Source organism: Spirosoma flavus (genome assembly GCF_054778555.1).
In genome coordinates this window covers 53,060-78,403 of sequence record NZ_BAAGZL010000004.1, presented here as the reverse complement: position 1 = coordinate 78,403, position 25,344 = coordinate 53,060, and the positions used below count along the sequence as shown (strand labels likewise).

20 protein-coding genes and 1 tRNA gene are annotated in these 25,344 nt (G+C 49.3%); 18 read left to right on the top strand and 3 right to left on the bottom strand.

Annotation, left to right across the window (positions count from 1 at the left end):
* Positions 1–16: 16 nt before the first annotated feature.
* The 16 genes from ACYVF1_RS20845 to ACYVF1_RS20770 all read left to right on the top strand — a co-directional run bounded on the left by ACYVF1_RS20845 (position 17) and on the right by ACYVF1_RS20770 (position 12,609).
* Complete coding sequence (locus ACYVF1_RS20845; protein WP_461082449.1) at positions 17–1,930, top strand: RecQ family ATP-dependent DNA helicase; 1,914 nt, start codon at positions 17–19, stop codon at positions 1,928–1,930.
* 146 nt (positions 1,931–2,076) lie between these two features.
* A complete protein-coding gene (locus tag ACYVF1_RS20840; protein WP_461082447.1) occupies positions 2,077–2,529 on the top strand; it encodes a DUF2141 domain-containing protein in 453 nt (150 codons plus the stop codon).
* 69 nt (positions 2,530–2,598) lie between these two features.
* A tRNA-Pro gene (locus ACYVF1_RS20835) sits at positions 2,599–2,675 on the top strand.
* Positions 2,676–2,924: 249 nt separating this feature from the next.
* Positions 2,925–4,376: an anthranilate synthase component I family protein gene (locus ACYVF1_RS20830; protein WP_461082445.1), complete on the top strand. Its 1,452-nt coding sequence runs from the start codon at positions 2,925–2,927 to the stop codon at positions 4,374–4,376.
* A gap of 72 nt (positions 4,377–4,448) precedes the next feature.
* Entirely contained in the window at positions 4,449–5,015 is a 567-nt protein-coding gene (locus ACYVF1_RS20825; RefSeq protein ID WP_461082443.1) for an anthranilate synthase component II, read from the top strand.
* Positions 5,012–5,695 (top strand): SAM-dependent methyltransferase, encoded by a 684-nt coding sequence (locus tag ACYVF1_RS20820; protein ID WP_461082441.1) that lies wholly within the window; start codon positions 5,012–5,014, stop codon positions 5,693–5,695. Before ACYVF1_RS20825 ends, ACYVF1_RS20820 begins: the two co-directional genes overlap by 4 nt.
* Before the next feature lie 21 nt (positions 5,696–5,716).
* On the top strand, positions 5,717–6,703 hold the full coding sequence (gene trpD / locus ACYVF1_RS20815) for an anthranilate phosphoribosyltransferase (protein WP_461082439.1): 987 nt from the start codon (positions 5,717–5,719) through the stop codon (positions 6,701–6,703).
* A 115-nt stretch (positions 6,704–6,818) separates the two neighbouring features.
* On the top strand, positions 6,819–7,628 hold the full coding sequence (gene trpC / locus ACYVF1_RS20810; protein ID WP_461082437.1) for an indole-3-glycerol phosphate synthase TrpC: 810 nt from the start codon (positions 6,819–6,821) through the stop codon (positions 7,626–7,628).
* A gap of 12 nt (positions 7,629–7,640) precedes the next feature.
* Positions 7,641–8,285, top strand: a complete 645-nt coding sequence (locus ACYVF1_RS20805; RefSeq protein WP_461082435.1) for a phosphoribosylanthranilate isomerase — start codon at positions 7,641–7,643, stop codon at positions 8,283–8,285.
* A 49-nt stretch (positions 8,286–8,334) separates the two neighbouring features.
* Positions 8,335–8,550, top strand: a complete 216-nt coding sequence (locus ACYVF1_RS20800) for a hypothetical protein (protein ID WP_461082433.1) — start codon at positions 8,335–8,337, stop codon at positions 8,548–8,550.
* A complete protein-coding gene (locus ACYVF1_RS20795) occupies positions 8,547–8,939 on the top strand; it encodes a PIN domain-containing protein (protein WP_461082431.1) in 393 nt (130 codons plus the stop codon). The genes ACYVF1_RS20800 and ACYVF1_RS20795 overlap by 4 nt, the downstream gene beginning before the upstream one ends.
* Before the next feature lie 5 nt (positions 8,940–8,944).
* Positions 8,945–10,144 carry a tryptophan synthase subunit beta gene (gene trpB, locus ACYVF1_RS20790; protein WP_461082429.1) on the top strand — a complete coding sequence of 400 codons (1,200 nt, stop codon included), beginning with the start codon at positions 8,945–8,947 and terminating at the stop codon, positions 10,142–10,144.
* A 63-nt stretch (positions 10,145–10,207) separates the two neighbouring features.
* Positions 10,208–11,008, top strand: coding sequence for a tryptophan synthase subunit alpha (gene trpA, locus ACYVF1_RS20785; protein ID WP_461082427.1), 801 nt, complete (start codon positions 10,208–10,210; stop codon positions 11,006–11,008).
* Positions 11,009–11,025: 17 nt separating this feature from the next.
* Positions 11,026–11,643: a bifunctional phosphoribosyl-AMP cyclohydrolase/phosphoribosyl-ATP diphosphatase HisIE gene (gene hisIE / locus ACYVF1_RS20780; RefSeq protein WP_461082425.1), complete on the top strand. Its 618-nt coding sequence runs from the start codon at positions 11,026–11,028 to the stop codon at positions 11,641–11,643.
* A 95-nt stretch (positions 11,644–11,738) separates the two neighbouring features.
* Positions 11,739–12,074, top strand: coding sequence for a phage holin family protein (locus ACYVF1_RS20775; protein WP_461082423.1), 336 nt, complete (start codon positions 11,739–11,741; stop codon positions 12,072–12,074).
* Between the two features lie 154 nt (positions 12,075–12,228).
* Entirely contained in the window at positions 12,229–12,609 is a 381-nt protein-coding gene (locus ACYVF1_RS20770) for a Rid family detoxifying hydrolase (protein WP_461082421.1), read from the top strand.
* 114 nt (positions 12,610–12,723) lie between these two features.
* On the opposite strand, the gene ACYVF1_RS20765 is transcribed toward ACYVF1_RS20770, so the two are convergent.
* The 3 genes from ACYVF1_RS20765 to ACYVF1_RS20755 all read right to left on the bottom strand — a co-directional run bounded on the left by ACYVF1_RS20765 (position 12,724) and on the right by ACYVF1_RS20755 (position 22,958).
* Complete coding sequence (locus ACYVF1_RS20765) at positions 12,724–18,783, bottom strand: alpha-2-macroglobulin family protein (RefSeq protein ID WP_461082419.1); 6,060 nt, start codon at positions 18,781–18,783, stop codon at positions 12,724–12,726.
* A gap of 182 nt (positions 18,784–18,965) precedes the next feature.
* Positions 18,966–22,028, bottom strand: coding sequence for a PVC-type heme-binding CxxCH protein (locus ACYVF1_RS20760; protein ID WP_461082417.1), 3,063 nt, complete (start codon positions 22,026–22,028; stop codon positions 18,966–18,968).
* Positions 22,029–22,100: 72 nt separating this feature from the next.
* Positions 22,101–22,958 (bottom strand): sugar phosphate isomerase/epimerase family protein, encoded by an 858-nt coding sequence (locus ACYVF1_RS20755; RefSeq protein ID WP_461082415.1) that lies wholly within the window; start codon positions 22,956–22,958, stop codon positions 22,101–22,103.
* Positions 22,959–23,119: 161 nt separating this feature from the next.
* On the opposite strand from ACYVF1_RS20755, the gene ACYVF1_RS20750 reads away from it, so the two are divergent.
* Together ACYVF1_RS20750 and ACYVF1_RS20745 are read left to right on the top strand one after the other, a co-directional pair.
* Entirely contained in the window at positions 23,120–23,671 is a 552-nt protein-coding gene (locus ACYVF1_RS20750) for an RNA polymerase sigma factor (protein WP_461082413.1), read from the top strand.
* On the top strand, positions 23,671–25,344 hold the full coding sequence (locus ACYVF1_RS20745) for a hypothetical protein (protein WP_461082411.1): 1,674 nt from the start codon (positions 23,671–23,673) through the stop codon (positions 25,342–25,344). Before ACYVF1_RS20750 ends, ACYVF1_RS20745 begins: the two co-directional genes overlap by 1 nt.

The window sequence follows — 25,344 nt, the reverse complement described above, 5'->3', positions numbered from 1 at the left end:
CTCGACTGATTTTACCTTGACTGTCCAGCAGATTTTACAGCAATTTTGGGGCTACTCGACCTTCCGGCCGCAGCAGGAGGACGTAGTAAATGCCGTGCTGGAACGTCAGGACGTACTGGTACTGATGCCGACAGGCGGTGGTAAATCAATCTGTTTTCAGGTACCGGCTTTGGCTACCAGGGGTGTCTGCATTGTTGTTACGCCACTCATCGCCCTGATGAAAGATCAGGTGGAGCAACTCCGTAAACGAGGCATTCCAGCAGCCGCGATCTACTCCGGGATGCACTACCGCGAAATTGATACAACCCTAGACAACTGCATCTACGGAAACCTTAAATTTCTCTACGTATCGCCCGAACGTTTACGTACTGAAATTATCATTGAGCGCGTCAAACAAATGACGGTGAACCTGTTAGCGGTCGATGAAGCGCACTGTATTTCGGCCTGGGGATATGATTTCAGGCCGCCCTACCTACAAATCGCGGAGTTTCGTCAGCTTATTCCAGATACGCCCGTTATTGCGCTGACAGCTTCGGCCACGCCCGATGTACAGGCCGATATTGTCGATAAACTGACATTACGAACACCCCAAATTTTCAAACAGACTTTTGCGCGACCAAATCTGTCGTATTCGGCGGTTCTGGAAGAAGGAAAAGAAACCCGGTTGCTACGTATTCTGCACAACGTACCGGGTTGCGCGGTGGTGTATGTACGTAGCCGAAAACAAACCCAGCAGATCGCGCAGTGGCTTGTAAAACAGGGCATTTCCGCCGATTATTATCACGCTGGCCTGACAACACAACAACGGGCCGACAAACAAGATGCCTGGATTCAGGACAAAACGCGGGTCATGGTGGCGACCAATGCTTTCGGGATGGGTATCGATAAACCTGATGTGCGGTCTGTGGTTCACCTCGACGTACCAGATTCGCTCGAAGCGTATTACCAGGAAGCAGGTCGGGCAGGACGCGATGGGCAGAAATCGTACGCCGTAATGCTTTATACGCCAAATGATTTAGAGAATTTACGGTTCCGAACCGAGCAGCTTTACCAGCCCGTTGAGATGCTACGTCGGGTTTATCAGGCACTGGCCAATTATACCGCCCTGCCCGTTGGTGGTGGCGAATTCAGCAGCTACGACTTCGACATGGGCGCGTTTACGGCTACATTTAGTTTGCCTCCGCAGGAAACGCACTACGCCCTGAAGCAATTGCAACTGGAAGGCTTTATTCAGCTAACCGAAAACTTCTTTCACCCATCGCGACTAGCTATTGTGCTGGATAACCGCCAGTTATACGAATTTCAGGTAATGAATCCGCGCTTCGATTCGTTTCTGAAACTGTTGCTACGTTTGTATGGTGGCGAGTTATTCACTGATTTCGTTACGATTTCAGAATCGACGCTGGCCCGTACGTACCTCATGAATCAGGGCGAAATCGAGAACATGCTGGAGCAGCTTCACCAGCGTAACGTAGTGATTTACGAAAAGCAGAAAGACAAACCCCAACTCACGTTTCTGACGCCCCGCATTGATGCAAAATCGTTGCCGGTGAACGTAGCAGAGCTAAATCGCCGGAAAGAGTTGGCGCTACGTAAAGTGCAGGCCGCCACCATTTACACCGAACACGCTACCCAATGCCGCACCCGACTTTTGCAGGCTTATTTCGGCGAAAAACCCGGTGAAGCCTGCGGCATCTGCGACAATTGTTTGAAAAAGAAAAAGAAGACCGAGAACGTAACGGCGGCTTTTCGGGAGCAGGTGCGCGAATACGTAGCACTCGCCAACGGACCCGGCGTATCGCCAAAACAGCTTGCCCATCACTTCGCGCAAACCGACGCTGACGCACTCGCGCAAATTGTGCGGCAGATGCTGGCCGAGGAAGAAATCCGGTACACAAAAAGCGGCAATTTGACCCTGAATCTCGGTTAAGTTTCTTCTCTGAACAGCCCTAAAAAGCTTGTTTATCGCCCCAAACATACCATTTGCCCCAAATTCGTGCTATTTGTCCCACTACGTTGCCAGGTACTGGTTGCGGCTTATATGTTTGTGCTGTCGAACCAAAAACAATGCAGACAATGAAAACGCTTATCGCCCTCAGCCTATTGGTATTTTTTTCAAATCTGACCATCGCTCAGCAAACTACACCCGCTACGTCGGCAACGGCGACTAAAACTTATTCGCTTACGGTTGTTGTCCACAACGTAAACAATCGTACCGGAAAACTTTACATTGGTTTAGCGGATAATGCATCAACCTTTCGGGGCGAATCCAAACAGAACAAATCGGCGGACGTAACGCCCTCGGGGGAAATTAGTGTTGTTTTCGAAGGATTAGCCCCTGGTCGATATGCTGTTCGAGCCTATCAGGATCTTAATGCAAATAACAAACTGGATTTCTCAGGTCAGATACCCAGCGAACCGTTTGGCTTTTCGAACGTAACGATGCTTATGGGCCCGCCTGATTTCGACCAATCGTCATTCGAGTTGACCGAGAACAAAAGCATTCGTATCAGCATGCTGGAAATGTAATTTCTTTTAGAAAAAATTTTTAGCTCTTGTTCGGAATAAAACAAACGCTTTATCTTTGTGGCCTCAATGCGGGGTGTAGCGCAGCCTGGTAGCGTGCTACGTTCGGGACGTAGAGGTCGTGGGTTCGAATCCCGCCACCCCGACCAGCACAAACAGATTCTAAGAAAGACATGAATAATACGGTAAACATGATTTGGTGGTGGCACTCTCCTACGTTGGGATGAGGGTTGCCGCTATTGTTGTTTACCAGCACAATTTCTAAAGGCTCACCGTCATCCCGGTGAGCCTTATTTTTTTGGCTAGGCCCCGACAGGCTCCGGCTGTCGGCATCGCGGTAGCGATAACCCAGTAACTACACCGACGGCCGGAGCCTGTCGGGACCAAACAAACGATTTATGACTATCGACCTCAAAACCCCCACCTACCGCGTCGTCAGCCGCCACAAGCGGATGCTGGCCGACATCATTACGCCCGTAAGCATCTACCTGCGTATTCGCGACCGGTTTCTGAACAGCATTCTGCTCGAAAGCTCGGATTACCACGGCAACGATAACAGTTTTTCGTACATCGCTTTCGATCCAGTAGCCCGGTTTTCTTATGATAAAGGTCGGTTAACCACACAATTACCGGGTCAATCTGAGCAAACTCGGGAACTGCCTGTGCAAGCCATGCGGGATGCATTGCAGACGTTCAAAGACAGTTTCAAGCACGAGAAAGCCCCGTTTCCGTTTATTACCAATGGCTTGTTCGGCTACTTCGGTTTTCCATCGGTGCAGGGTTTCGAAGACATTACGTTACAGGCTCACGTCCCGACCGAAAATCAAATTCCGGCGGCAGTTTTTACGGTGTATCGCTACGTTCTGGCTATCAACCACTTCAAAGACGAACTCTATCTCTTTGAGCATAGCTATCTTCCAGATAACGTAACGGAATCCGAAAACGCCGAAACAACGGACGGCCTCGACTACATCAGCGACCTGATTACGAGCCGTAACTATCCGACGTATTCGTTCAGTCCGTCTGGCCCTGAGCAATCAAACTTTACGGACGATGAGTTTCGGGCGGTTATTCAAAAAGGGAAAGACCACTGCCAGCGGGGTGATGTCTTCCAGATTGTTCTATCGCGCCGGTTTTCAACGCCGTTTCAGGGCGACGAATTTAATGTGTACCGAGCGCTACGTTCGCTGAATCCTTCACCGTACCTGTTTTATTTCGATTACGGCAGTTACAAACTATTCGGCTCCTCGCCTGAATCACAGATTGTTATCAAAAATCGACAGGCAACTATTTACCCCATCGCTGGTACGTTCCGGCGCACGGGCGACGATGTTCACGATGCCGAACTAGCTCAGAAGCTTTACGACGACCCGAAAGAATCGGCTGAGCACGTCATGCTGGTTGATCTGGCACGTAACGACCTCAGCCGCAACTGTGACGTAGTGAACGTCGAAACGTTTAAAGAAGTCCAATACTATTCGCACGTGATTCACCTCGTTTCGAAAGTTGTTGGTGATCTGACCGAAAACGCCGACCCGCTGCAAATCGTGGCTGAAACCTTCCCGGCTGGTACGTTATCGGGCGCCCCCAAGCACATGGCGATGCAACTCATTGATCGGTACGAAAATATAAGCCGCAGTTTTTACTCCGGCAGCATTGGATACATGGGTTTCGACGGCGAGTTTAATCACGCTATCATGATCCGGACATTTATGAGCAAAGACAATACGTTATACTATCAGGCCGGTGCCGGTATTGTAGCGAAGTCGGTGGTAGAAAGTGAATTACAGGAAGTTCACAACAAACTGGCCGCCTTACGAACAGCACTTGATCAAGCGAAATCTATTTGAACGATAAACGATGAATTGCCAGGTAAAACCTTTAAATCACTCATCGTTCATCCATTATAACTCATCACTAAAATGCGACTTCTAGTCCTAGATAATTACGATTCGTTCACCTACAATCTAGTGTACATCCTGCGAGAGCTAGGCATGAAACCAGATGTCATTCGGAACAACAAAATTGCGCTTGAAGATGTCGGGCAATACGACAAAATCATGCTTTCGCCGGGCCCAGGTATTCCGTCTGAAGCAGGTATCATGCAGGATTTGGTACGTGAATACGGCCCTACGAAAAGCATTCTGGGAATTTGTCTGGGTCATCAGGGCATCGGTGAAGTGTACGGCGCCCGCCTGGAAAACCTCGGTGACGTATTGCATGGTGTCGCCCACAAAGCCGCCATCACCGACCGTTCCGAAAAACTTTTTACGGACATTCCCGATGAGTTAAACGTCGGCCGCTATCATTCCTGGACTGTCGTTCCCGACTCAATGCCCGACGAACTACGTATCACGGCCATCGATGAGCACGGTCGCGTTATGGGCTTATCGCATACCCGTTACGACGTGCGAGGGCTACAGTTTCACCCAGAATCGGTTCTGACCGAAAACGGCGTGAAAATGATTGAAAACTGGTTGTCGATATGAAACTGGCGGAAGTTGTCCCCTGGGGTCGAACATTGAGTGAGTATCAACGGATGTTTGACCTCACGAGTACTGATTTGACCAAACGGATGCTGGGTGTAGGCGATGGACCTGCGAGTGTTAATGCCGAAATGACGGGGGCCGGGTACAATATAGTATCTGTCGATCCAATTTATGTTTTCTCAACGACTGATCTAAAACAACGTATTGATGCTACATACAAGACGATTACCGAACAGTTGGCAACGCATTCAGAACAGTATAACTGGACAATCTTTCGCGATATTGAATCGGTAGCCCGTGAACGGATGAACGCAATGGCTCTGTTCCTGAGCGATTATGAACAAGGCTTACAGGAACAGCGGTATCTGCCTGTTTCGTTACCTACGTTACCTTTTTCCGATCGTTCATTCGACGTAGTGTTGTGTTCGCATCTGCTTTTTCTGTATTCTGAACAGCTACCAGAATCGTTTCATCTGGAATCTATTCGGGAATTAACCCGCCTGGCAAACGACGTTCGCATTTTCCCGATTATTTCACTGAATGGTCAGCCATCGCCTTATTTATCCAGCGTTTTCGCTGATTGTCAGCAGAATGGAATTCAGGCGGATATTCTGAATGTTGATTATCATTTTCAAAAAGGCGCTTTTCAAATGCTACGTCTTACCCGAAAAACTCCTTAGCCCATTCGACTTGTATTAACTATGAAAGCAATCTTAAATCATCTTTTTGAATACAAATACCTCACCAAAGAACAGGCGCGTGAAGTGCTGCTGGGCATTGGACGGGGCGAATACAATGCGGCTCAAATAGCTTCGTTTTTAACCGTTTACATGATGCGCAGCCTGCGACTGGAAGAACTCGAAGGCTTTCGCGACGCCATGCTCGAACTCTGTCTGCCCGTCGATTTAGCCGCCTACGACCCAATGGACCTTTGCGGCACGGGGGGCGACGGAAAAGACACGTTTAATATCTCTACGCTGTCGTCTTTTGTAGTGGCCGGGGCGGGTCAGCGCGTGGCCAAACACGGCAATCACGGCGTATCGTCGCTGGTAGGGTCATCGACGGTTATGGAACGGCTTGGTTACAAGTTCACCAATGATGTAGGCGAGTTGCAGCGCAAAATGGAAACGGCGGGCATTTGTTTTCTACACGCCCCCCTGTTTCACCCGGCTATGAAGAACGTAGCACCGATTCGGAAGGACTTGGGCGTAAAGACATTCTTCAACGTGCTGGGGCCGATGATCAATCCCGCAAAGCCTCAAAAGCAGCTCGTTGGGGTGTTCAGCCTTGAATTGGCGCGATTATATGCGTACCTTTATCAGCAAACCGATAAACGTTTTATGATTCTGCACACGCTGGATGGCTACGACGAGATCTCGCTGACGGGGCCGTTTAAAGTTATCAGCAACCAGACCGAGCAGATTCTGGAACCGAGCGAATTAGGCATGACTACCTTGGCAGCAGACGCGTTGGCAGGTGGCCATACCCTCGACGAATCGGCTCAGATATTCATGAACGTATTGAACGACGAAGCAACGTCCGCTCAGAAACAGGCAGTTCTTGCTAATTCAGCAATGGCTTTATTGGCGGCAGGGAAAGCAACTACGCGGGAAGAAGCCGTAGACGTAGCGCGCGAATCGCTGGAAAGCGGCCGGGCACTGGCAAGTTTTAAGAAATTGATTGGATAATGAATAATGCAAAATGAATAATGTATAACGTGTATTGAGACAGTTACTTTTTAGAAATAAGATCTCCTAAAAGGTTATCATTCATTATACATCAAACATTCTTCATTCAACTGAAATGACAATTCTTGACCGTATTATTGCCCAGAAACGAATTGAAGTAGCCCAACGCAGGGAAGCCACGCCTATAACTGCACTGGAGCAGATGCCTCACTTTATGCGGCATTGTTTATCAGCACGCGATGCCGTTCAGAGCTTTCGCTCGACGGGTATCATTGCAGAATTTAAACGGCAATCCCCATCCAAAGGCATTATAAACGATAAGGCCGACGTAACGGAAACCACCCAGGGCTACGTCCGGGCGGGCGCGGCTGTGTTGTCAGTGCTAACCGATGAGCCTTTTTTTGGCGGTACACCCGCTGATTTACAGGCGGCCCGACTCGCCAATCCCGAAACGCCGATACTACGTAAGGATTTTATAGTTGACCGTTACCAGCTTCTCGAAGCCAAAGCCTGGGGCGCCGACGTAGTACTACTCATTGCCGCCTGCCTGACGCCCGAAGAAGTGGCCGAGTTAAGTATGCAGGCGCATGATTTGAGCTTGCAGGTGCTGCTAGAGGTACACGATGAAGACGAGTTGGAACGTAGCCTGAATCCCAATCTTGATCTGGTAGGCGTGAATAATCGTAACCTGAAGGACTTTACTACGTCCATTGACACGTCGTTACGTCTGGTCGAGCGCATTCCCGATACGTTTGCCAAAATCACAGAAAGTGGCCTGCACGATGCCGAAACCATGCGCACTTTGTTTCGTGCCGGTTTTGATGGGTTTTTGATTGGAGAAGCCTTTATGAAAACTGACGATCCCGCACAGGCGTTGGCGACCTTGGTTTCTCAATTTAATCTAAACAATACTTTGTCAATTTAACTTGTACAAGCCATGAAAATCAAAGTGTGCGGTCTGCGTGATGCTGACAACCTGAAAGAGATTGCCGCCCTTGGGCCTGACTTTGTGGGATTTATCTTCTACGACCAGTCACCGCGCTTTGTTGGCGAAGAGTTAGATGAAGCCGTTGTTAAAGCCCTTCCCCGGTCGATTCGGAAGGTGGGCGTATTTGTGAACGCAAGCCCTGATTACATCTTACGTACCGTTAAGAAATACGATTTTCAATACGTTCAGTTGCACGGTAACGAAACGCCAGAGTATTGCCGCAGCCTGCGTAACCGGGGTATCAATATCATCAAAGCGTTTCGGGTGGATGAGTCGTTCAACTTTTCGATGCTGAACAACTTTAAAGCCCAGTGCGACTTTTTCCTGTTCGACGCTAAAGGCGATCAGCCCGGCGGCAACGGCGTTACGTTCGATTGGACAATTCTGAGTCGCTACGATAATGAAAAGCCGTTTTTCATCAGTGGGGGCATCGGACTGGATAACCTGAGCCAACTCGATACGTTGAAAGGCATGAAACTGTACGGCGTCGACGTAAACAGTCAGGTCGAAATCGCACCGGGCGTGAAAGACGTAGCGAAAGTAAAAGAGCTGATCAACCGAGTGCGTCCGATTGAAGAAGAAGAAACGGTTTGATCAACTTTTTGCCGCTCCAATCTTGTTAACTAACTAAACAACAACGCTGATGGAAACGACGAAAGCAGAAGAGTTAGAACACATTCCGACTATTAAAGAGCGGGGTTCAAACGTGTACAAGCCCAGCGATATTAAACGATGGGGAGTTGAGCGGTTTTTGGACGCCGTTTCTCCGAAAGAGCCATTACGTTTCGGAATTAAATTCTCGGATGAAGAGAATCAACGGATGGATGAGATTTTAGAAGAAGAGAAAAACCGTAAATGATATACGATACCAATCTGTTAATTGACATCATCCGTAAGGATTTACCAGTACCTTCTCGGCTTGTTGTACCAATTGTAGTTGTTGGTGAATTAGAAGCACTTGCATTAAAATCGGACTGGGGTATTCAAAAAGTAAGGCGCAAAGACAGTATTATCAGTGATTACCCGACTGCCGATATAGAACTAGATATAACACTAGTCTATGCCCAAATCGATGCGTTTAGTCAGGGGAAACTCAAAACAATTCCACTCAAATCATCAGCCCGTAACATGGGCAAAAATGATATTTGGATAGCTGCGACGGCCTTGTATCTGGATATGGAACTCCACACCACCGATAACGACTTCGATCATCTTTCCGCTCTAGGATTACGCTTAGTGAAGCATTAACAATTATGCAAACCACGCTCGAACCCCAAACCTCTTTTGAGGTATCTGATAGAGGATTTTACGGCCATTTCGGTGGCGCGTTTATTCCCGAAATGCTGTATCCGAACGTAGAGGAACTACGGCAGAACTATCTCAATATCATTGCCGACCCCGGATTTCAGGCTGAATTCTGGCAATTGCTGGAGGATTACGTTGGCCGGCCAACACCTTTGTTTCTGGCCAAACGGCTTTCCGAACAGGTTGGCGCGACGGTTTATCTGAAACGCGAGGATTTGTGCCATACAGGAGCTCATAAGGTCAATAACACGATTGGTCAGATTTTGGTGGCGCAGCGGCTCGGCAAGAAACGCATCGTGGCTGAAACCGGAGCCGGTCAGCATGGCGTGGCTACAGCAACCGTGTGTGCACTGATGGGTCTGGAATGCATTGTGTACATGGGTAGCATCGACATGGAGCGTCAAAAACCCAACGTCGACCGGATGCGGATGCTGGGCGCTACGGTTGTGCCCGCTACGTCGGGGAGCCAGACGCTGAAAGATGCTACCAACGAAGCCATGCGTCACTGGATTAATAACCCCGTTGATACGCATTACATCATCGGTTCGGTGGTTGGACCTCACCCCTACCCCGACATGGTTGCGCGGTTTCAATCCGTCATTTCCGAAGAAATCAAAAAACAGCTTTTTACCAAAACGGGTCGTGAAAATCCTGACTACGTAGTGGCCTGTGTAGGCGGGGGTAGCAACGCGGCTGGTGCTTTTTTCCATTACCTGCACGAGCCGTCGGTACGTCTGGTTGCGGCTGAAGCTGCGGGTCAGGGCGTTACGTCGGGTCATTCGGCAGCGACAACGGCACTTGGCAAACCTGGCGTTCTGCATGGGAGTCGCACCATTCTGATGCAGACCGAAGATGGGCAGGTTGTAGAGCCCTACTCTATTTCAGCCGGTCTGGATTATCCGGGTATTGGCCCTCTTCACGCACACCTGTTTGATTCGGGTCGTGGTGATTTTTACGCCATTACCGACGACGAAGCATTACAGGCTGGTTTTGAGCTAAGTAAACTCGAAGGCATTATTCCCGCGCTGGAATCAGCTCACGCGCTGGCCGCTTTGTCGAAGATGAACCTCAAGCCAGAAAACGTAGTGGTGGTTTGTCTATCAGGACGTGGTGATAAAGATTTAGCTACGTATTCGAAACATTTGTAACGCGGACATTACGTCCGCACAGTCCCATTAGCTACATGGCGGATATAATGTCCGCGTTACAATATGACTCTCACCCAAAACCGCATTACCGATTTATTCGCTCAGAAAAGCGAACGGTTATTAAGTATTTTTTTCACGGCTGGATTTCCTAATCTCACCGATACGTTGCCTATACTACGTGGTTTACAGGCTGCTGGAGTAGATTTTGTAGAAATAGGCATGCCTTATTCTGACCCCGTTGCCGATGGGGAAATCATTCAGCAGAGCAATGGTAAGGCGCTTGACAACGGCATGTCGCTGAAAACGTTGTTTGCGCAGTTGGAGGGCTTTCGCGACGAACAGTCTGGCGTTCCAGTTCAAATGCCGGTTCTACTGATGGGCTATATCAATCCAGTGCTTCAGTTTGGGGTTGAAAATTTCTGCCGGAAATGTCAGGAAGTTGGCATCGATGGAGTCATTATCCCTGATTTACCGCTTGATCTGTATCTGTCCGACTATGCCGCTACGTTCCGGGAATATGGCATCATAAATGTGAACCTCATTACGCCCCAAACCTCTGAAAACCGCATTCGTAAGATTGATGACGAGTCTGATGGGTTTATTTATATGGTTTCTTCGGCCAGTATTACCGGTTCGACAAAGGGCGTGAGCGATTCCATGCGCGACTATTTCGAACGTATTCAGGCAATGAATCTGCGCAACCCGCACCTGATTGGCTTTGGTATTAAAGACCACCAGACGTTTGATACGGCCAGCCAGTATTCGAATGGAGCCTTTATAGGTACTGCTTTCATCCGGCATTTACAGGAAAACGGTACGTCGGCCGATAGCATTCGCGAGTTTGTGCAGTCGATTCGGGCGTAGTGGATTACCTTTGCGGCATGAATTCCGAACTAAATTTCGATAAATCGCCTGATGGTCTAATTCCCGCTGTAATTCAGGATGCTCAAACGGGCAAAGTGCTGATGCTCGGGTACATGAACCGGGAAGCTTATGACAAAACCGTTGCTGAGAACGTAGTGACTTTTTTCAGCCGCAGCAAACAACGGCTCTGGACCAAAGGCGAAACCTCTAATAATTTTCTGCACGTTCAGGAAATCCGGGTCGATTGCGATGGTGATACGTTGCTAATCAAGGCCAACCCCGCCGGTCCGGTTTGCCATACGGGTGCTGATACGTGTTTTGATGAAGTTAATCAACGCACAACGGGTAAAGGCCAGTTTCTGAATTATCTTCAGGGAATTATTCACGACCGGAAAGTAAATCCGTCCGAAAAGTCTTATACCACTACGTTGTTCAATCGGGGCGTCAATAAAATTGCGCAGAAGGTCGGTGAAGAAGCGGTTGAGCTAGTCATTGAAGCCAAAGATTCGAACGACGATTTGTTCAAAGGTGAAGCCGCTGATTTACTTTTTCACTTCCTCGTGCTGCTTGAACAGAAAAATATTGATTTAGATGACATTATCGCCGTATTGGAGCATCGTCATGCCAAACAATAGCGGGCTTTGGTAAGTTTGTCATTTCTAGAAACGTGAGCCTTTCTCCCGATGGCTATTTGTTTCTGGAAATGCTAACTATCTAAATCATTCACTACATGGGATTAATCATTCGAATTCTAATCAGCGCCGTGGCCGTCTGGATCGCGGCTTATTTTATTCCGGGTGTCTCCGTAACCGGAGGTGCTGGTACGTATCTGATCGTAGCCATTGTACTCGGTTTTCTGAATGCGTTCATTAAGCCTGTACTGACTGTGTTGACCATCCCGATTACAATCGTTACGTTAGGATTATTCCTCTTGGTTCTCAACGTATTGATGGTGTATCTAACCTCATATCTAGTGCCGAATTTTCACGTAACAGGCTTTATTGCGGCTCTATTGTTCAGTATTGTGGTATCTATAATCACGGCTCTGATCGACGCGATTGTCTGACGTAGTAAACGCTAATAATTCAAACGCCATATCGTAAGACATGGCGTTTGTTGCTTCTACGGCCCCGACAGGCTCTGGCTGTCGGAGTCATGGTATCGGCTAACAACGTAGCTCTAACCGACAGCCAGAGCCTGTCGGGGCCTCCCCTTTCACCATGACTTTTATCGAAACTCCTGATGCGCCAAAACCCGGCGGTCATTATTCGCAGGCCGTCGTTCATAATGGACTTATCTTCATCTCTGGTATTTTACCTATCACGCCCGACGGACGAAAATTGAACGAAGCTACCGTTGCCGAGCAAACGGAACAGATACTGGCCAATCTCGACGCTATCCTAACAGCTTCAGGTAGCAAGCGGGAAAATGTACTGAAAACATCTGTATTTATTGCTGATATTGAGCACTGGGGTGAAGTGAACCGACTTTACGCGCAGTTTTTTGGCGAACACCGCCCCGCCCGATCCGTTGTTCCCTGTTCGCCTTTGCATTATGGCTTCGGCATTGAAATAGAAGCCGTTGCTATTATAGAGCAGTGATGCACATCAACAAATTTTGTAAGCGAATGATTATCAACGTAGCAATCCCCAAATACCATTGCTGAACGTAATGACATTTGGGGATTGCTACGTTGATAATAGCTCGTTAAAACTCTACTTCGTTGTTACCCGTACCCGCTCACCTGCGGAATGAGCCGAAAATTCGGGTGCGTAGAAACATTGCACGGTGGCCACACCAGCGGAGAAATCGCCGGTTTGCGCTACGCGCAGCTCGTATTCAAATACGTGTGTACCAACGGGCAGGTAGCTCATAAAGAAATCAGTACTTGCGTCGCGGGGCGATTCATAATAACCTAACCCGTTCTGATATTTATAGCCCGACAGCACCGCTACAGGCTCAAAACCCGATGCTCGACTGTCTTTCAAATGCACGTATTCCATTACACGGTCGGTTTTCAGAACCAAACGCACTTTTATCAGATCACCGGGCTTTAAAGCCGTTTTCGGCGTAACCGACGTAATGACCGGGCCTTTCGGTGAATCCTTCTGCACGTAGAGCGTTTTCTGGACGGATAATCCCGCACTCCCCGGCATCACCCGATCCAACGGTTCAAAATGTTGCCAGTATAGCGCCCCCCAGGCTGGTCCGTCGTTCGTTTTTTCAACCTGAATCACACCCATTTCGGGTTTAATCTCAGTGGCCGCGTAGGTCACTTTCTGATAGCCTGTAATGGCATCCGATTTCGTTACGCGGCTTTCGATGGATTGACCACCTAGGCTAACCTGCGTAGTAACGCCCGTGTTTAGCCAGTCGCTGCCACGTAGCAGAAGCGCGTAAATGGCCTCAGTGGTCGCTTTAGTTGATGACCACGACTGCGTTTGTTTCTGACGTAGCAGCCAGCGTTTCATATCGTCGGTCGCCTTGTGGTCAGGTTTGATTTCCTCAAACGCTTCAATGATGTACGACTGCGTTTCGATGGGCGTCTGATACCAGTACAAACCACTCGTATTATCGGGCCAGTACATCCCTAACTCTTCCGATTCCCGTGCCCGCTCACGTAGCGAACGCAGAATGCCTTCCGCCGTTTTTACATCGCCAAATCGATACAACGCCATTGCCGAAAGCGCCTGTCCCTGCAAACTTTGCTTCGTCCATTCATCGGCTACGCGTTGTTTCAGATAGGCCAGCATACTTTTATCGATGAACGTATCGAGATAAAAACTGCGAGCGTAGAGAAATTGAACCGCTGAGAAATACCAACTACCAATGGCTTTCGTTTTCTTCTGCTGGTCCATTTTCTTCTGTTCTTCTACCCATTGCTTCATTTCGTTATCAGCATACAAAACAGCCTTAACGCGCATTTCTTCCACTTTCGATTCCAGCGCATCTGGAAAATTCACCTTCAGTTTTTGTAAATGCCCAAGACCACTCAGGATGTGCAACGTTATCGACAAATTCGGTTGCATACCCCCAAACCAACGGAAACCCCCTGTTTCGGTCTGCAACTGTTTCAGTTTTTCGAATGCCTCAAATTGTTCCCTTTCCATTCGATTGGCATCCAGCAGCTGGCCCAGTTTTGCAGTACGTTCGTTTTCGGAGCGGGCGTCGGCCAGCCAGGGGGAGTTTTCCAACGTAACGGCTTTCAATTCCTGATTCGCTTCCAACGGACTTTTTGGTGGCGATTTCTGCCACTCGGCAATTACCTCCCGGAATGCCGGTTTACTGCTGACAATGTGAGCCGCCAAACTATTGGCATATAGTCGGCTGAAAAGTTGTTCGGCGCATTCATAACGGTATTCCATCAGATACGGCAGCGATTGCAGCGCATACCAGGCCGGGTTGCTCGTCACCTCAACCGTCAATCGTTCGTGTTTGATCGGGAGCTCTGGATTAAGGTTTGTCAGCGGCTTCAGTCGAAATTCTTTCTTTTCTTTCCCGTTTACCCAAAACGGCTGGGAATCAGTTACGAGCATCCGGCTGGGCAGAATTGGTACCGAAAACTCTTCACCATCGGTAAAATTGCCCGATTGCGCCGTAAGCCGACACGTAACGGCATCCAGCCCCGCCGGGACAATCAACGTCCAGCCTACCGCCTGACCCTGACCGGCCGCAACCGTTACGTTCGTTTGCAACACCGACAACCCTAATTTCTGGCTGATTGGCTCACCGGTTAAAGCATCAAGCAACGTAAGACTAGCCGTTACCGGCAACGTTTTGTCACTCAGGTTATTGATACGTGCCGTTACGCGAATAGTGTCGCCTTCGCGTAGAAAACGGGGCGCATTGGCCGTAATCATCAGTTCTTTTTGCGTGATGATTTCGCGCTCCAACGTACCGGTTTTAAGGTCCTTCGTATGCGCGAACGTCAACAGTCGCCAGCGGGTGAGCGCTTCGGGCATGGTGAATTTCAGAATCACATTTCCCTGAGCATCAGTCTGAAGTTGTGGAAAGAAAAACGCGGTTTCGTTAAAATTCCGGCGCGGATTTACCGGTGGATTATTCCCATCAGCTGGCTTTTTAGTGTTACCATACCCTGTCACCACCACTTCGGCAAGCCCATCATTATCTGCAGCCATCCCCGGTGCCGCAGCCGCGAGAGATCGAGCCTCATAATTCACTCCTTCTTTTGCGCGGCTCATTTTAGCAACACCGCCAGTTATTGCTCTGGGCGCTCCTCGTCCACGAATTCGTACCGCCGAGCCATTGACATTGACAGCTAACTGGTCGTATTGACGCACCGGAACAGATGGCTCCGGCTTATAATTATAACGAAGAAACTCACCCATTTTTATGCTGAAACTGCCTGAACGCCAGCCGTAAAAAACAGGCGAATACGGACTGTATAATGACGTCGGCCAGTCCAGGCGGCCGAAAGCATCAAGCGACGCATCATACATCGTCGCTACCATTTCGGCAGGTGCCTTGTCCAGGCCTTTAACCGTCAATGTCCATTCTTCACGGTCGCCGGGTTTGAGCTTGCTTCGGAACGTCTTGGTGTCGATAGTAAGCTGTTTATTGGTGAATGGCACTGTAATGGTCTGCGTCTTCTGATAAAGTCGCCCATTCTGTATCATCGCAAAATGGACGGCAAAGCCACCGCGTTGCTTTTCAGTAACCGGCAACGTAACGCGCCGGGGCTTACCGTCTGTCTTGATCCACTCTTCCCGAATCACTTTTCGATTTTCTTCAACAGACATCAGCACCCACGCGGGTTGATTATTACCAACCCAAAACACGGCTTCTTCTCCCGGTTCCGCCTTGGCTTTACGCACCTGCAACCAGCCATCGGGACGTACCGAAGCCGTTGGCTGCTTATCATCGACAACAGAAAAGAACGTTCTCTCTTTGGTAGTTTCGCCCGTCGAATCCGTAAGCGTTACTTCCGCTACGTATTCACCCGGAACGTAGCGGCTTATGTCTGGTTTGATCAACGAATCTGCCGAATTGATAGCTTGCTGCTGTACTACGTTGCTTTTGGGCCATGAACGCGGGTCGTTTTCATTGGCGAACAAATCGTTCGGAAACATCTTTTCAAACTCAGCTCGACTCAATAACTGGCGGTCGGGGCGCTGCCACAGTCGGGTACGCAGTACGCGTGTAGGCGATTGCAACTGAGAAATTGTCAATTGACCTTTTGCCGAAACCCGCTCGCCCGATTGATTCGTAACACGTAGTGAAAACGGCTTGGGGTCACCAATTTCCACTTGGTCAGGAATGGTCAAATCGGCCTGCAACGCCGTGTAACCGATACGTAGCGTTTGCGTGGTACTACGTGTCTCGCCAGCCTGATCCGTTACGTCAATCGTTACGTCGAACTCAAAAACGGGATTACTTTCGCGAGACTGATCGCGGTCGGGCGAGGCTACGAATGTCAGCTTTACGTTCCCCTTTTCATCCGTCTGAGCAGTTCCGTTGGTAATTTCAGTTTGGTTCGTGTTACGTGGCGTATACCACCACGACCAACGCTGGCGCAATTTCCGAACGACCCGATACCGCACCTCGGCCCGGTCGACAACGGCCCCGGAAAAGGTTTTGGCTTCGGCCGATAACGTAATGGTCTGCCCCAGTTTAAACGCCTGCTTTATGGGTTTGGTCTTAACCTCAAAGGTGGGTCGTTTATATTCTTCTACGCGGATTGACGTACTGCCGTAGGGCGTTTTTAACGTCATATTGCCCGTCAGTCGGCCAACCGGAGCAGTGAAGTTACCATTGAACGTACCAAACTCATTGGTTTTCAGGGTTTGTTTTGTTACTGTGTCATCGTTATTATCCAGCAATTCAACTTCTACGTCCCGATTGGGTAATACGCTAAACTGATTGTCTTTTCCGTTGTAAATCAGCCCTTTTACATAAATCGGCTGCCCCGGCCGGTAGATGGCCCGATCAGTAAACAATCGGGCTTGCGGCTCATCCTCCGGTTCCTGCCGATTTCCATAATAGCCATTATTATATTGCCGTTCCGATAACAACGTATCATTACCTGCCGTAATCAGGAAATAAATTTCACCGTTATAGGGCTTGGTTTTCGCCCGGCCCTCTGCGTCCGTTAGGAAAACTTGACGGTTTTGGGTGAGCTTCAGCGTCGCTTCACTTTCAACACTCACTTGTGCATTTTTCACCGGCTCGCCCGTCAAACGATTCATTACCAGCAATGTCAATTCCTCATCCTGGTTACGGTTCGTTTGGGCCAGGTAGCTCAACGACGAAACGGTAAAGACTGCGTATTGAATCGATTCGGATTTATCACCAAACGTAGCCTCATTAGTGACCAGAAGCAGATATTGACCCACAGGCAAACCCGCCAATGGAATTTCAACCGAGTGCGGATTTAAATCACCATCGTCGGGCAACGTAACAGTATTTTCCACTACGTTCGGCCATTTCAGCCACGTACTGAGTGCCTTTTTCCGGCGATTATCGTCCAAGAAATCATTGTAAGATTGCGCTTCTTTTACCGAAGACCGGACAATACGATACGTTATTTTATTAACATTCTGATAGTTGAGCAATGCTCGAAAGGGCTGTTGCGGTACGTTCACCCGCTCTACCTGAACCGAATAACTGGAACGTAACAGGCGATTTAACAACTGAGCAGCTTGCTTCCCGGCCAGCGTTTTTGGGAAACGACTAACCAAATCCCGGCATAAGTCAGCGGCTTTTTTATGGTTCCACTTTGTTGAATTAGCCTTTTCTGACGGCTGCTCTTCATCGGCATCCAGCGGACGTACTGGCCCACCGTAATTGCTCAGAAACTCAGCCAGTTGATACGCGTAAACCGCTTCAGTTGGCTTATTTTTATGCTGAACGATCTGCTGTTCAAGGCTTTTCTGATAAACTGAATCCCGATCCGGCAACACACTGTAGCGATGCACAAACGCCAGCCGTAACGCATCGACATCGGCCAACGCATCAGGATTAGCGTCGGAAAGATGCAAAGTCAATAAGTCCTGATATAACGCTAACGCCTGATAACGCCCTGATAATGAATCGCGACTTTGAATCGGGAGTTTAACAAACGCAGTGGGTGCCGCGAAATAATCGGCCCGGTCCAGCTCGAAACGGAAAACGGGTTTTAGCAAATCCGGCTCCGTATTCTGGAAAAAGTCGATGGCGCGGTGTGCCAGCAAATCATAAAGCGTGGGACGTAACGGGCGAGCATCCGCGTCACCTTTTTCGAGTAGGGCATCGTAGGCCGAAATCGGCGTTTTTTGCAATAACTCTTTCGAACGTACCGAAGCCAGATACGCCTTGGTGATTGCCCCAACCATTTGTTGTGGGTCCCAGGTCGTAAAGTCACCCGATGATTTATCCGACGTATTGATCGTCGTTCGGTTGTAGAATTTGTAGCGATTCTGCTGAAAATACTGCCAGTACGTATCGCCCAAAACCGATTGCAGAATCGACTTAGCTGGCTCCGGTATTTCGGCAATATCTACCTGCAACGAACGTACCAAGTCCTTATAACCCGTCTCGTCCGAATAATTGCGATACGTTAACCGACGCATAGCGGCTTTCGTGACCTGCGGATAGTTTTTCTGAGCTTTTGCTTCCTTATAAATTCGGTCGGCGATTTCCAGTGCCGATTTTGGTAAACCCTTCGCGGCCAGGGAGTCGGCTCGTTTCCAGTCGCGATTATAATCGGGCTGGTTACGGTTTTGCGCCGATGCCGCCATAGCAAGTAGTAAGAAGAAAATTGTTAGATGCAGTTGCATAGTACGTAGCAATGAGTGCCTGTTGGGATAGATTCGTAAAGGATTTTTATTCCACAACGTTCGCTACTATGACTCTGATTTATGAAGAAGGGTTTAATTAGCGGTATTGACTATGTTTTTTGTCACGCTGAGGAACGAAGCAGCTTAAGGCTTCATTCCTCAGCACGATAAATCATTCTCCCTTACTGTTTCAGCAGGAACGCTGTCAAATCAGCTAGTTGCTGCTGACTGAGGCCCAGTGCGTTTGGATCGGGCATAAGGCTGTTTTTGAATTGTTTCCGCGAGACAACCTGGTCGGTAGGAACAGTGTGCTTCACCCCTGTTACTCCCTTCACAACTACGGTCTGTTCGCCATCGCTCACCAGAAAACCGTAGAACGCCTGTCCTTTTTTCGTTGTAACGAGCCAGGGTTCGTAGCCGAATGCAATACCCGCGCTGGGATGCAGAATGGCATCCAGTAAGCCATTCTTGTCAAATTTCTGGTGAATCTCCGTCAATTCGGGACCAATGTCATTTCCCTGTTTACCGTGACGGTGGCAGTTCGAACAACTTTTCGTAAAAATTGACCGGCCCGTCTGCGGACTCCCTGACAACATTGCAATTTCGGCAATGGCCGGGTCGGTGCTCACCGTCGTACTTGATTCAGTTACTCTGGCCGGAGCCGACTCCGTTGATGCAGTTGATGGTTTGATTTCAACACGAGCCGTTGTTTCAGCAGCAACGGGGGCTTCCTGTTTTACGCTGAAATACTCTTTGGCCATCGTCCGAACGCTTTGGTCTGGGTTTTTCAGAATAGTCGGCGCAACGGCAGCCATCAGATTGTCGGAGAGCTTTTTATCAGCCGCCAACCCAACCAGCACTTTGCCGCCTTCGGGATTGCTGGCCATTTCCATTGCCGTTCTCCGCTTTTCAGAATCCGATTTGTATTCATCCATCAACACCTGTCGGTTCGCCAGCATTTTCTGTTCTTCGGCCGATAGTTTTGTAGGCATTACGTCCTCCCACTTGAGTAGTTTAGCCCAGTCGTTTCCCCTCCGGAAATTAGTCCAGTACGTAGCTTGCTCAGCCACGTTTTTATCGGCCGATTTGGTGAAATCGACCATCATTTTGGCAGCAGCTGTCGTTCTAATGAAACCCAACGTAGTAAGTGCCTGCCGTTTATCGTCAGCATTCAACTCCGGCGATTCGATACGTTTCTTCAATTGAGTGACGGTGTTGGCGGGATGAAGTTCCCAGATTAGATTGGCCGTGCGCTTGTCCCATTTCGTAGGATCTTCAGGAAGCGTAGGCAGCAAATCGGCCAATAATGACTCTGCTTTTCCGTCGGCGGCTTCACCAATTGCATTCAGGTAATAAGGATCTTGCCCATCATACCCTTTTACCAGATTCAGTAATAACCACCGGCAATCGTAGTACGGTACGTCGCGGATAGCAACCGCTACTTCGCGACGTACCGCCGGACTGCGATCGGTCGAGAGATTTCCCAATAAGGGAAGCAGCGCTTTTTGAGAAGCCGTCAAGGCCGGATTAGCTTTCGAGTTTTCGGGTGTAATGCTACGTAGCGCACGCAGGGCCGTAGCCCGTACCGGCGCATCGACGGCCTTTAGCAATCGTTCTACTTCAAACTGACCTTCGGCACCCAACTGCGCCAGCAGAAAAATAGCCCGTGCCCGGTGGTACGGATTAGGGGCGGTTAATAACGCCATTACGGGTTCAACCGCTTTCTCGCCTTGTTCTTTGAGCGCTTCAAAACCCAGCATTCTAACGTTTATGGCTGGGTTTAGGAGGGCAGCAATCTGGCCTCTGGTCGTGCTTAAATCGATTTTTGGTACGGTGAGTTTTTTGCCTTTGGGCGTAATCCGGTAAATCCGGCCGTAGCCTTTGCTATCTTTCATCTGGTGACCACCCACAACTGGATCATACCAGTCAGCAATGTATAAAGCACCGTCAGGGCCAACCGCTACGTCGCTGGGACGGAACCACTTACGGGTATCGTTGTCGATGTCGTTCCATTTATAGTTTGGGTTGTCTTCGGCTACGCTACTGATAAAATTGGTACGTTGCAAACGATAACCAGCTCCTGAAACTTCCGGTTTGTAGCCAAAAATCACGTTACGCCCGGCTTCGGCGCTGAGAAGCATGCCCCGATATTGCGGCCCTAGTTCATCGCCTTCGTAAAAAACCATACCTGTGGGCGAACCGGCGCCCGTGATGTCACCAACGGGCATTACGTTCGGGTCTTCCTGATGCCAGTGAGCCGTCGGCACCGTTTGACCGGGACGTTGGTCGCCCTGCCAGTAGCGCGTACCATCGGTGCTGAAATAGCCCGCGTTGGCCCCTTCCATCAACCAACTCGTTCGGCACGCAACTACCTGATCGTCATTGTCGTTTTGCCACATATTTCCGTACGAATCAACCGCCGTTTCGTAGTTGTTGCGGAAGTTATGGCCCATCACTTTCAGGTTGGAACCGTCAGGATCGATACGTAGCGCCATACCACCGGTCCAGACGCGGCCATCGTCGCTTACCTGATTGCCGTGATTGATTTTGTTATACGGAGTGCCGCCGGTGTATAAACTTCCGGAACGTAGTGTCCAACCGTTTTTGTCAGTTACTACGTGCGGCCCAGCATTTCCGGTATTGAAATAATACTTCCCATCGGGACCAGCCACAACGGAATGCAGCGAATGGTCGTGATCTAAGCCACCAAAACCCGTCAGTATGATTTCTTTTTGGTCTGGTACGTCGTCGCCGTTATTATCGGTGTACATGACCAGGTTGGGAGCTGCCGACACGATGACTTTGTTTCCCAAAACGGCAATACCCAGGGGCGACACCAACGACGTATCGGTAACAAAAGCTTTACTATTGTCTGCTTTTCCATCGCCATCGGTATCTTCCAGAATCATCACGCGCTCGCCTTCCGGGTGGTTCAGTCGGTTTTGCGCTTTGTTATTGAACTTGCGGTAATTCACCGCTTCGGTTACCCAGACACGGCCCTTGGCATCAACGTCAATGTTGGTCGGATTAAAAAACATCGGCGACTCAGCCCAGAGCGTAACGTCCAGATCATCTGGCAAATACAATCGGTTTGAATCCGGATCGGCGATGACGCTACGTTGGAGGTTTGTATTCTGATGAGACGTAGTGAATTTATCCGATTGAATGCCCGGCCCAATCAGGTATAGCAGACCCGCCGTTGTCAGCGCCAGGGAGAAAGGGTTCAGGGATAAGATTTTTTTCATCAGAATTTCAGGATTAGTAAACGGGTTTCTTCTTAGATGCTACTGTAGCAAGAAGAGCAAACTCATAGAAAATCAACTAAATAGCGAACGTACCGTTTTATTATTCTCGATGTAGCTTTCCAGCATCGGCTTGCCTTTGGGAACGGCTCCCTCAATCTGCAACCAGCCAGAATAGTCAATTTCGTCAAGCACCTGCCGCACTTTCTTCAAATCAACGTCGCCCTGGCCGAGTAGATGGCCGTTCTCTTTCAGGTGAATTTCACAGATACGAGACTTGCCAAGACTACGAATTTCATCAAAAATATTATACCCACGTACCGTCGAGTTGCAGACATCGTAATAAACCTTCACCGCGGGCGAACCAACCGCGTCCAAAATCGACACGAGTTCAGGAGCCGACAACCACGATTCGATGCCTAACGTAACGCCCGCTTTTTCGGCTTTTGGTGCTACGGCTTTCAGACGATCAATGACAACCTGTTTACCTTTTTTGTCTTTTCGTAAGTCGTTGTTGTTGAAAAAAGCCAGCAGAATCGTTTTCACGCCCAGCGCCTGTGCTACGTCCACGCTATCTTCTACCCATTGTTCGGTACGAGGGTCTGATTTGTAGGGAATGTCGTTGAGCAGGCCAATCGCCAGCCCGCCAATCGCCACGCCCGACTGAGCGGATGCGGCTTTAACCTGTTGCTGCACGTCGGGCTTGCGCAGATGCTCATGGTCATCTTTGGTGTTTAAACTTACCTGAACCCCGTCGAGGCCAATCTGTTTCGCTACCGTAAAGCTATTGATATCGCCCGCCGGGCCAATAGACCAATCGCAGGCACCAATTTTGAAACGATTCTCAGCCAACAACATCGTTGACCAGCCAGGCGCTGTAAGCGTTACCAAACCGGTGCCCAAGGTGTAGCGAAGTGCATCACGACGATTCATAGTAATTTTGTTTTTGAATGACTGCCGACTTCCGTCTACGATATAAAGCATTCAACATGAATTATCTTATAGCGTATATAATTGAAAGAGGAAATTATTTTTTTGTGGCCTGTTTCCAACCCTTGCTTGACAGTCAGGGTCATAGATAGGTCAACGTTGCTATGCAGGATGATTACGCACTAGTCGAAGGATGCCGACAACAGAACCGGGTTTCGCAGCGGCTGCTCTACGAGCGGTTTGCCGGTAAGCTCTTTGTCCTTTGTAAACGGTACATAAAAGACTCCGACGAAGCGGAAGATGTGTTGCAGGATGCGTTTGTGAAGATTTACCGACATATCGATTCATTTCGGTTTGAGTGTCCGCTGGAAGCGTGGTTGAAACGGATTGTGATTAATACGGCACTGAAAGAATTACGGAAAAATAAACCTTGGGAAAACGCAGCCGACGTTCAGGAAATGGCCCCTGTGCTGCCCCAGGCCGATGAAAGTTTGCCAACGCTGAATTATAAGTATCTGTTGCAGCTGATTCAGGAATTGCCAGCCGGCTGCCGTACCATATTCAATCTCTACGCTATAGAAGGCTATACTCACCCGGAAATTGCCGAGCTACTTGACATTGCAGAAGGAACGTCAAAATCGCAGTATGCCCGCGCAAGGGGGCTATTACAGCAAAAATTATACTCTGATGGGCATCCGGCACAAGGACGCTCTTAATGACAAGGAACGAAATGGATGAATTAGACAAGAACATACCCGACGACCTGTGGCGAAAGGTATTTGACGAAGCCAGCGAAATGCCCCCTCCTCGGGTGTGGGACACGATTGAGCGCCGGTTAGACGAATCCAGCGGGCCTAAAATACTGCCTCTGTGGGGTAATGGACTGGCTTCGTCGCAGTCGTTGATGTGGGGCATGCGCGTGGCGGCTGCAGTAATGTTGGTGCTGTTGGGCTGGTGGACGTTTACTACGTTGTCGGTCGATAAACCGGAGCAACGTATCAGTCAGGTACACAAACAATCGGAACAAAGTGGAACAGATAACGTAGCGAATTCTGACAGGAAAACCGATTCTGATAACGTAGCAACTCTGGAAACAAAAAAGTCAACGGATAAAACAGTACGTCGATATAAAGTGAATCAGGTCAGTACGTCTGATCAAAACGCTTCCGATAGGATCGCTTCCAGAACGAAACTGCAACGTAACGCGGTTGCTTCGGCACCTGCTACGTCTGTTTCTGACCGGTTTGCGGCAACTGTAGCTACCCAGCAAAAACTCGCTGCTGGTTCTACCCGGTCTGGCCAGATTCAAAGCCAGCCTGCATTTGTTTCATTTCCAGATGCCTCGTTCCAGAGAGTGGCCACGGGTTATGGATTACCTGCTACGTCTGCCAACGCTGGTGCAGAGGCAACTGCCAACGTAACGTTGAATGAAAATACGTACCTGGTGACGTCTTACAGTCAGTTGCGGAATAAACCGCTTCGCATCGGTGGTGCGCGCCCAATTCAGCGAATTGTCTGGTTCCGTCCGGCAGAAGCACCGCTTGTAGCCGACGTAGCGACGCGCAAACGCGACCGTAAGGAAATGTGGGCTTCGGTTGGTATGATGTCGGGAACATTTAATCCGATGGTGTCGGTACAGTCGGCCCCGGTGCTGGCTTTGGCCAATAACGCTTATCAGAATACACCAACCAATACGTTACAGGCCGTTCAGCCCTCGGTCAATAGCCGGGCTAATTTTTCGGTGGCATATCAGGCTGGCGCAGGGGTTCAGGTAACCGAGCACTGGTCAATTGAGTCGGGGGTTGGTTATTTGGCGGGTCGTTCAACGGTGGAAACGCCTATCCAATCGGCGGGGAGCGTTTCTGGCCTGGTCAGTACAAACACCACGCCTGTTACTACAAGTAGCAACCTGTTTCTGGATGCGCTACGTAATACAAGCAGCCACAATAGCGGTTATGCCGCTGTAGCTGCCGACAAGATGACAGGTGCCAGCATCAACTACGTCAACCAGGCTGTTTACAACGAGCGCAACCAGCAGGTGCTGACCAACAACTATCAATATGTGCAGGTTCCGGTGCAGGTGGGCTATCAGCTACGTCCGCGTAAACGTCTGGGATTGGCCTTACTAGGCGGTTTTCTGACCAACATTTTCGTCAGGAACACGGTTGGTAATGATGTGGTAGTGACAGCAAAAGATGGTGTTTATCGGCCGCTTTCGCTGGCTGCTACCATGGGTGCCCGTTTTCGATACCGGCCGTCGGGTCAGTGGTCTGCTTCACTAGCCGGTGTTTATCAACCTTCTATCGTAGCCAGCACGCCAGCCGAATCGCAGATACAAAGCCATCCGACCGTGATGGGAATGAGTTTTGGAGTTGATTATAATTTTTAA